Source organism: bacterium (assembly GCA_030019025.1).
GTDB lineage: Bacteria > Hydrothermota > Hydrothermia > UBA1063 > UBA1063 > UBA1063.
Genome location: JASEFR010000015.1, coordinates 39,302 through 45,862 on the forward strand (window position 1 = coordinate 39,302; position 6,561 = coordinate 45,862).

The 6,561-nt window shown below is 37.6% G+C and carries 10 protein-coding genes; 2 read left to right on the forward strand and 8 right to left on the reverse strand.

Annotation, left to right across the window (positions count from 1 at the left end; translation table 11 throughout):
- Both rsmH and QMD82_05185 read right to left on the reverse strand, forming a co-directional pair.
- Positions 1-881 (reverse strand): 16S rRNA (cytosine(1402)-N(4))-methyltransferase RsmH (rsmH, locus tag QMD82_05180; GenBank protein MDI6851311.1); only part of this gene is annotated, 881 nt, incomplete at its 3' end.
- Positions 878-1,300, reverse strand: coding sequence for a division/cell wall cluster transcriptional repressor MraZ (locus QMD82_05185; GenBank protein MDI6851312.1), 423 nt, complete (start codon positions 1,298-1,300; stop codon positions 878-880). The genes rsmH and QMD82_05185, both read right to left, overlap by 4 nt.
- A gap of 125 nt (positions 1,301-1,425) precedes the next feature.
- Here QMD82_05185 and QMD82_05190 point away from each other — a divergent pair, with 125 nt between their 5' ends.
- On the forward strand, positions 1,426-3,111 hold the full coding sequence (locus tag QMD82_05190; protein MDI6851313.1) for an AMP-binding protein: 1,686 nt from the start codon (positions 1,426-1,428) through the stop codon (positions 3,109-3,111).
- Here QMD82_05190 and QMD82_05195 read toward each other — a convergent pair.
- Positions 3,108-3,665: a nucleoside-triphosphatase gene (locus QMD82_05195; GenBank protein ID MDI6851314.1), complete on the reverse strand. Its 558-nt coding sequence runs from the start codon at positions 3,663-3,665 to the stop codon at positions 3,108-3,110. The genes QMD82_05190 and QMD82_05195 overlap by 4 nt on opposite strands.
- A gap of 47 nt (positions 3,666-3,712) precedes the next feature.
- Here QMD82_05195 and QMD82_05200 point away from each other — a divergent pair, with 47 nt between their 5' ends.
- On the forward strand, positions 3,713-4,069 hold the full coding sequence (locus QMD82_05200) for a Rid family detoxifying hydrolase (protein MDI6851315.1): 357 nt from the start codon (positions 3,713-3,715) through the stop codon (positions 4,067-4,069).
- On the opposite strand, the gene QMD82_05205 is transcribed toward QMD82_05200, so the two are convergent.
- From QMD82_05205 to QMD82_05225, 5 genes are all read right to left on the reverse strand, one after another.
- Positions 4,064-4,339: a zinc ribbon domain-containing protein gene (locus QMD82_05205; protein MDI6851316.1), complete on the reverse strand. Its 276-nt coding sequence runs from the start codon at positions 4,337-4,339 to the stop codon at positions 4,064-4,066. The two genes, QMD82_05200 and QMD82_05205, sit on opposite strands and share 6 nt — an antisense overlap.
- A 15-nt stretch (positions 4,340-4,354) precedes the next feature.
- The gene (locus QMD82_05210) at positions 4,355-5,254 is read right to left on the reverse strand and encodes a cation diffusion facilitator family transporter (protein MDI6851317.1); all 900 of its coding nucleotides are present in this window, start codon (positions 5,252-5,254) and stop codon (positions 4,355-4,357) included.
- 32 nt (positions 5,255-5,286) lie between these two features.
- A complete protein-coding gene (locus QMD82_05215) occupies positions 5,287-5,712 on the reverse strand; it encodes a rhodanese-like domain-containing protein (GenBank protein ID MDI6851318.1) in 426 nt (141 codons plus the stop codon).
- Positions 5,690-6,013 carry a divalent-cation tolerance protein CutA gene (cutA, locus tag QMD82_05220; protein MDI6851319.1) on the reverse strand — a complete coding sequence of 108 codons (324 nt, stop codon included), beginning with the start codon at positions 6,011-6,013 and terminating at the stop codon, positions 5,690-5,692. The genes QMD82_05215 and cutA overlap by 23 nt, the downstream gene beginning before the upstream one ends.
- A gap of 256 nt (positions 6,014-6,269) precedes the next feature.
- Complete coding sequence (locus QMD82_05225) at positions 6,270-6,419, reverse strand: hypothetical protein (protein ID MDI6851320.1); 150 nt, start codon at positions 6,417-6,419, stop codon at positions 6,270-6,272.
- Positions 6,420-6,561: the final 142 nt, after the last annotated feature.

Consider the following 6,561-nt stretch of genomic DNA (forward strand, 5'->3'; position numbering starts at 1 on the left):
TCAACAAGGCTCTCTTCATCTACCTCCTCCTTTTCAAAAACACGAAGTTTAGAACTTCTACATCTTGAATTTTCTGAAGTCTCTTTCTCATCTGGAGTTATAGGCTTTTTTGTTACCACTTTCATGCCCTTAATATTTTTAATGCTTTTACAAAGACGATCTTCAATGGAGTGGTAAGATAGTGTGATCAAAATTCCACCCCTTGGTAAAACTTGAATGGCTTCTTTCAGCCCTTCAACCATATTTTTATATTCATTATTTGTGAAAATTCTAAATGCTTGAAAAATCTTTGGTAGTTCGCTGTTGAGAAATTGATGTGGTATAGATTTTCCTGCGATTTCAACGAGATGGGATGTATATTTAACTTTACTTTTGTTCGCAAAGAGGTTTTTTGCGAGTTTTTTTGCAAATTTAACTTCTCCAAATTTTTTAAGTATTAGTTCCAAATCGTGGTCAGTTAATTTTTGGAGTTTCACATAAAGCGGTTCGCCTTCAGAAGGGTTAAAACGCATATCCAGTATTTCGTCTTTTCTAAAGGAAAATCCTCTGCCTGAGCTCTCTAAGTGATAGGATGATAGGCCAAAGTCAAACAAGATAGCATCAATTCTACTTATCCCCACACTGGCTAAAACATTTTTAATTTCTAAATAACTCGCATTTACGCAAGTGATATTAGAAAAGGCCGCGGTATTTTTTACGAGTTTTTGGAAATAAGAGGGATCTATTTCAATTGCAATTACTTTACCACTTTCTCCCACCAGTTTAGCAATAGCTATTGAATGTCCACCTTCTCCAGCCGTGCAATCTATCACAAATTTGCATTGGTACAGATGCAAAAACTCCAAAATGTGTTCAAGCTGACAAGGTATGTGAAATTTCATAATGGTATTTCCCTAAAATTAAGGTCTTCTGCTTTATGAAGCTCCGTATATAATTCAGGGCTCCATATCTCAAACCACCGTGGCATTTTAACGAACATGCAAACCCTTGATATGTGTGCATAGGACATGAGATTTCCGGGTATCAATATTCTTCCCTGGGCATCAATTTCTGTTTCTTCCGATTCTCCCAAGAGGTACCTGATTGCCCTCCTTTTTTCATCGTCCCATAGGGGAAATTCTCTAATTCTTTCTTCAAATTTTCTCCATTCTTCCTCGGTAAAGACATAAATGCACTTTTCAATACCTTTTGTGAGGACTAATTTTTCCCCGTATTTCATTTCCCTCCTCAAATTTACGGGGATAGCCACACGGCCTTTTTCATCAATGTGATGTATTCTATTGTTTCTCTTTTTTTCCACTTTTCCCCACCTTTTACCATAAAAGTTTAACCCCTTTGGGGTGGTTTGTCAAGAGGTGGTTTTATTTTCTTTTAAATAGATTTTTAAATTTTTAAAATCTTTACGCCAGGGTATATAATGAAGATATGGATGCGTGGAGGTTGGTAGATAAGTATACTATTCCAGAGCTTGTCAAAAAGACGGTAGAACTCCATGTATCTCGACCAGCAATGGGGTTTTACTACGAAGAGCCTTTCACTTACGGCGAGCTAATGAGGAGAATAATTTCTCTTTCTCAACAGCTAAAGGAATACGGCGTAAGGAAAGGGGCCAGAGTCGCAATATTGGGTGAGAATTCGCCAAACTGGGTTATTGCGTATCTTTCAACAGTTTTTCTTGGTGGGGTTGCAGTACCTATCTTAACGGATTTTCATCCCTCTGATATTTCCAACATACTCAGGCACTCCGAATCTATTGGATTATTTGCAAGTAGGGTCAACCTCTTAAGGCTTAAAGGCTATGACCTTGGAGAGGTTAGATTTTTGATTGCCCTTGATAATTTTACTCCCGAAACGGTAGAGGTTGAGGTTAGCCCAATTTCTTCTATATTTGAAAAAGCCAGAAATCTTGCGGTTCAAGTTGCTGAAAGAATTGGACTAATAAGCGACGAGATCGAGCCCGAAGACGTTGCTGCTATGATTTACACATCGGGTACTACTGGAAATTCCAAAGGAGTTATGCTTACCCATAAAAACATTGTTTCCAATGTAACGCAGGTGGCCAGAATCTTTGATTTAAATGAGAATGATAGGGTGTTGTCTGTTCTGCCTTTAGCTCATTCCTATGAATTTACTTTGGGGCTTTTATATTCTTTGTCAGTTGGTGCCTGTATTTACTATATAGGTAAGAAGCCTACACCTGCCCTGGTTTACGAGGCTTGTCGAAAAGTAAGACCTACTGTCATTCCCGCTGTACCACTTTTGCTTGAAAAGGTTTATAAATCAAAGGTTAAAAAGTTTCTTGAAGAAAAAAGGGCAATAAAGACCGTTACCAAAATTCCCATAGTAAAAAATTTCATTTATTCCAAGATAAGGAAGTCACTCTTAGATTTTTTTGGGGGCGAATTAAGGTGTATAACTCTCGGTGGCGCCCCTCTTTCTCTTGAGGTAGAATCGTTTTTACGGCAAATCAACTTCCCTTATGCAATGGGATATGGCCTCACAGAAGCCTCGCCATTGGTCAGTGGTTCATTACCTACGGAAACGCGCCTTGGATCTGCAGGGAAGGTTGCCCCTGATATTGAAGTTAGGATAGTTGATCCTGACCCCCGAACCGGTGTGGGCGAGATATGGCTGAGGGGACCAAACATAATGAAAGGCTACTATAAAAATGAGAATCTCACAAAAGAGATTTTAACTGAAGATGGATGGTTGAAAACTGGCGATCTTGGCTATGTAGATAAGGATAATTACATTTATATTAAAGGGCGATCAAAAAATATGATTTTAACCGCTGCTGGTGAGAATATTTATCCTGAAAATATTGAAGAGAAACTCAATATGCATCCACTGGTTCAGGAATCTGTGGTTTATGAAAGGGAAGGTAAAATTGTAGCTAAGGTTTATCTGAACTATGACGAACTTGTTAAAGAGCTGGAAGGAAAGTCCGAATCAGAAAGGGAGAAAATTGTGAAAGAGATTCTTAAGAGGATTTGTGATGAGGTAAATGAACAGCTACCTTCTTATTCGAGGTTATCTGAACTTTATGAGTACCCTGAACCCTTTGAAAAAACGCCTACTAATAAGATAAAAAGGTACCTATATGTTGATTAGTTTTTGTATTTTATTCTTTGCTTTTGGATAGTTCTGAAAATTTCCTCTGCCACTACTTCAGAATTAAACTTTCCTTTTTCTAAAAAGAATCTTTTGTCAGATTTTATTCTGAATGCATTAACCAGAGGGTGGAAGTCCACGATGGGCAAAGTACAGATAATCAAACCTCGGTTGTAGTTAAGTATTTTTGCCATTACATACTGAAATCTTGAAGACAGCATTTCCATTTTGCCAATTTCATCGATGATAATTATCTCGCATTCATTTTTCAAAAATTTTTCGATTTCCGCTATAGCACTTTTATCAATGTTGTCCACTCTTACGAAGTATTTTCCCACTTTAAAAGGGGTTTTTTGGTATATGTCTGCGAGGATTGCACGCTCTCCTTGTAGCGTTACGATTTCGAATCCTATTCTTGTTCCTCCTGAATCTCTAATTTCTCTGGTTATAAATCCACACAATTTGTAAGTCTTTTCATTTTTGAGCTTTTCAATGAGCTTTATGCATATAGTTGTTTTACCAGATGCAGGTTTTCCTTCAATGGTTATAATCATTCCTTATGTTTGTTATATAATTTTAAAACAAAAGAAAGGAGGAATAAATGGGACCCAAAGCTATAGGCCCTTACAGCCTTGTGAGAAGGGGTGAATGTAAGAGTTTATTTTTCATTTCTGGTCAACTGGGTATAAATCCTGATAGTGGTGAGCTGGAAGAAGGCTTGGAGGCTCAGACAAAAAGGGCCCTGGAAAATTTGAAATCAATTCTTGAATCTTCTGGGCTTTCTATGAATAATGTGATAAAAACCACCATTTTTCTCATTAACTCTGAAGACTTCTCAAAGGTTAATGAGATTTATAGCACCTTTTTTACAGAGCCGTATCCAGCTCGCTCTACGATCTTTGTTAAAGCCTTGCCTAAAAATGCCCTAATTGAAATAGAGGCTATTGCTTGCTTATGATTTCGAGCTTGAGCGCCACCTCTTAAGCTCAGGAATATATTCCCGCGCTATCTTGTAAGCGTATTTCTGCGGAATCTTTTCTACTTCAATCATTTCCGTGGCCACTTTTTTAATCATCTCTTCCATAGTTATGTGCGGTTCTGTGAATTTTCCATTCTGGAAACACTTCCTGCAATATTCGTAGTTCAGGCTTCCGTCAGCATTTGTACCGAATTCCTCTTCGGATACTATTGGTGTCCCACAGCTCTGACAGATAGTTTTTTGTACCATAGCACCTCTCCTTACTTATAAAGTTTTTTGTAAATCTTCGCCTTCTGAATAAGGCTCTACATGTATTGTTGCTTCAATTTTTTCTTTGAATAGTGCATTTTCAATTTTTTTTGTAATTTCATGAGCCTCCTCAAGGCTTAACCCCCTGGGAAGCCTAATGTGGAATGTTAGTTCGATGTGGTTCCCATATCTATGCATGTGAAAGTGATGTATACCTGTTATTCTGCTATCCACTTTGCTAACTTCTTTTGTCACTTTTGCAATTAGCTCTTCTGGTACTTTTTCACCGATAAGGGGTGATGCACTTGATTTAATTATATCCATGGCAGTCATTAGGATTGCGAAGGATATTAGTAGACCAAGATATCCGTCAACGAAGGGTATATATTTGCTGAGAAAGACGCCAATAATGAATAAAACACTTGTTATTGCATCTGACTGATGGTGCCAAGCATCGGCACTAATTGCATTTATTTTTGATTTTTTTCCTGCCCAAAAGGCAAAAAGGGCAAGGCTTTGCTTTGTGACTGCACAAATTGCTTGAATAAGAATACTTGCAAAGGTGAAAGTTATTACCTTTTTGGATGTTATCCTTACAGCGGATTCTCGTAAAAAGTTTATCGCCACTAAAATGAGCATTATACCTATAAGGAGTGAGGTTATCTTTTCAATCCTTCCGTGGCCGAAAGGATGTTCTTCGTCAGCAGGTTTTGCTGAAAGGTATATTCCAAAGATGAGAATGATCGAAGTCAGAGAATCGGAAAGAGTGTGCCATGCGTCTGCCTGCAAGGCAACAGAGTTTATCTTAAGGCCAATAACATATTTGGCTATAAAAAGGAGAACATTTAAGCCTATAGATAGCCATCCTTCTATATAAGCAAGTTTATTGAAGTTTTGCTCTTTTTTAATCTGCATAGTGGAATGTTAATGTGGCTTTTGGGAGAATTTTAGTTCTGTACTTTTTCAATGGGAAAACCTCTTTTAACCCACTCAACGAGCCCACCGCGCAAGCTCAAGACCTTCTTATAGCCTTGATTTTTCAATCTTATTGCGACGTTTTTGCTTCTTAATCCATAGGAACAATAACATATTATCGTTTTATCCTTAGGAAGGTTTGACAACAGGGCATCGAGTTTCGGAGAGTAGTAATCAATGTTAATTGCCTGGGGTATGTGCCCCTCAGAGAATTCTTTGTTCGTTCTTACATCCACAATCATGATTGCTTCATTTTTAATGATTAAATTGTAAAGTTTTTTTGCCGAGATTTCACTGACATCATGCCTTGCAAAATTTTTGGTGCAGGAAGTAAAAAATAAAATTGAAAGAGCTAAAAAGGCACTCTGTCTCATTTTATAATTTATCGAGCTCTTCATTCAGCCATTTGAGGTAGTCTGGGTTTCCCGCTGTGACAGGGACTGCTAATATTTCAGGAACTGTGTAGTTATGGGCCTCTTTAATTGCCTCTTCTACCTCGGGATATCGATCAGCTCTCGTTTTGGCGATTATGAGGTATTCTGTATCCTTTGTGATTTTGTTTTCCCACCAGTATTGGCTTGTAATTGGACCAAGGATCTGAACACACGCGGCGAGCCTTTTCTGAACCAAGTGTTCTGCTATTTTTTCTGCGATTTCCTTTTCATTCGTTGTTGTAAAAACCTGGATGTATTCTTCCATACTTATATTATAAAATTTAGGAACTCTTCAAGCAAATAAAAAAATTTCAGTTACTGAGGATCTGCGGAAAATTCTACCGATTGGTTGCAAGCAAATTTGAAAATCAGGAGCCATAACACCATTTCATTTAGGTTCTCTAAGTTTCAATGTGGACCACGTTCATTCTAATAATCCGCATACATGAGTGTGGGAAATACAAGCGAGGATATGGGCATCATTAAGATTGAAACCCTTTTACGCATACCACTTCCCCCTTTTATTCCAACTCATTCAGGTATATTTTGTCAAAATATACATCAAAGTGACCACCTATCTCTTGGGTCCATGCAACATAAATAATTCCATTTATTAATTCCGCATCTAACAATGGTCCATAAGGAGGGTCTACAACTTTTATTACTTCCATTCCGTTTCTTAGTTTTCTCGCAGTATATCCAAGATATATAACACCCTCTAAATCTTGTTATAGTAAATATTTCACTCCATTGTATATAAATAGCCATTTGTGTCTCGGCCTTCTTTTTCAGTATTTAAGGGTATCATATAAG

Excerpts from the sequence above, each read along its gene's own strand:
- QMD82_05225 (MDI6851320.1), bottom strand. The coding sequence starts at position 6,419 with ATGGAAGTAATAAAAGTTGTAGACCCTCCTTATGGACCATTGTTAGAT.
- QMD82_05215 (MDI6851318.1), bottom strand. The coding sequence starts at position 5,712 with ATGAAGAGCTCGATAAATTATAAAATGAGACAGAGTGCCTTTTTAGCT.
- QMD82_05190 (MDI6851313.1), top strand. The coding sequence starts at position 1,426 with ATGGATGCGTGGAGGTTGGTAGATAAGTATACTATTCCAGAGCTTGTC.
- cutA (MDI6851319.1), bottom strand. The coding sequence starts at position 6,013 with ATGGAAGAATACATCCAGGTTTTTACAACAACGAATGAAAAGGAAATC.
- QMD82_05195 (MDI6851314.1), bottom strand. The coding sequence starts at position 3,665 with ATGATTATAACCATTGAAGGAAAACCTGCATCTGGTAAAACAACTATA.
- QMD82_05200 (MDI6851315.1), top strand. The coding sequence starts at position 3,713 with ATGGGACCCAAAGCTATAGGCCCTTACAGCCTTGTGAGAAGGGGTGAA.
- QMD82_05205 (MDI6851316.1), bottom strand. The coding sequence starts at position 4,339 with ATGGTACAAAAAACTATCTGTCAGAGCTGTGGGACACCAATAGTATCC.
- QMD82_05210 (MDI6851317.1), bottom strand. The coding sequence starts at position 5,254 with ATGCAGATTAAAAAAGAGCAAAACTTCAATAAACTTGCTTATATAGAA.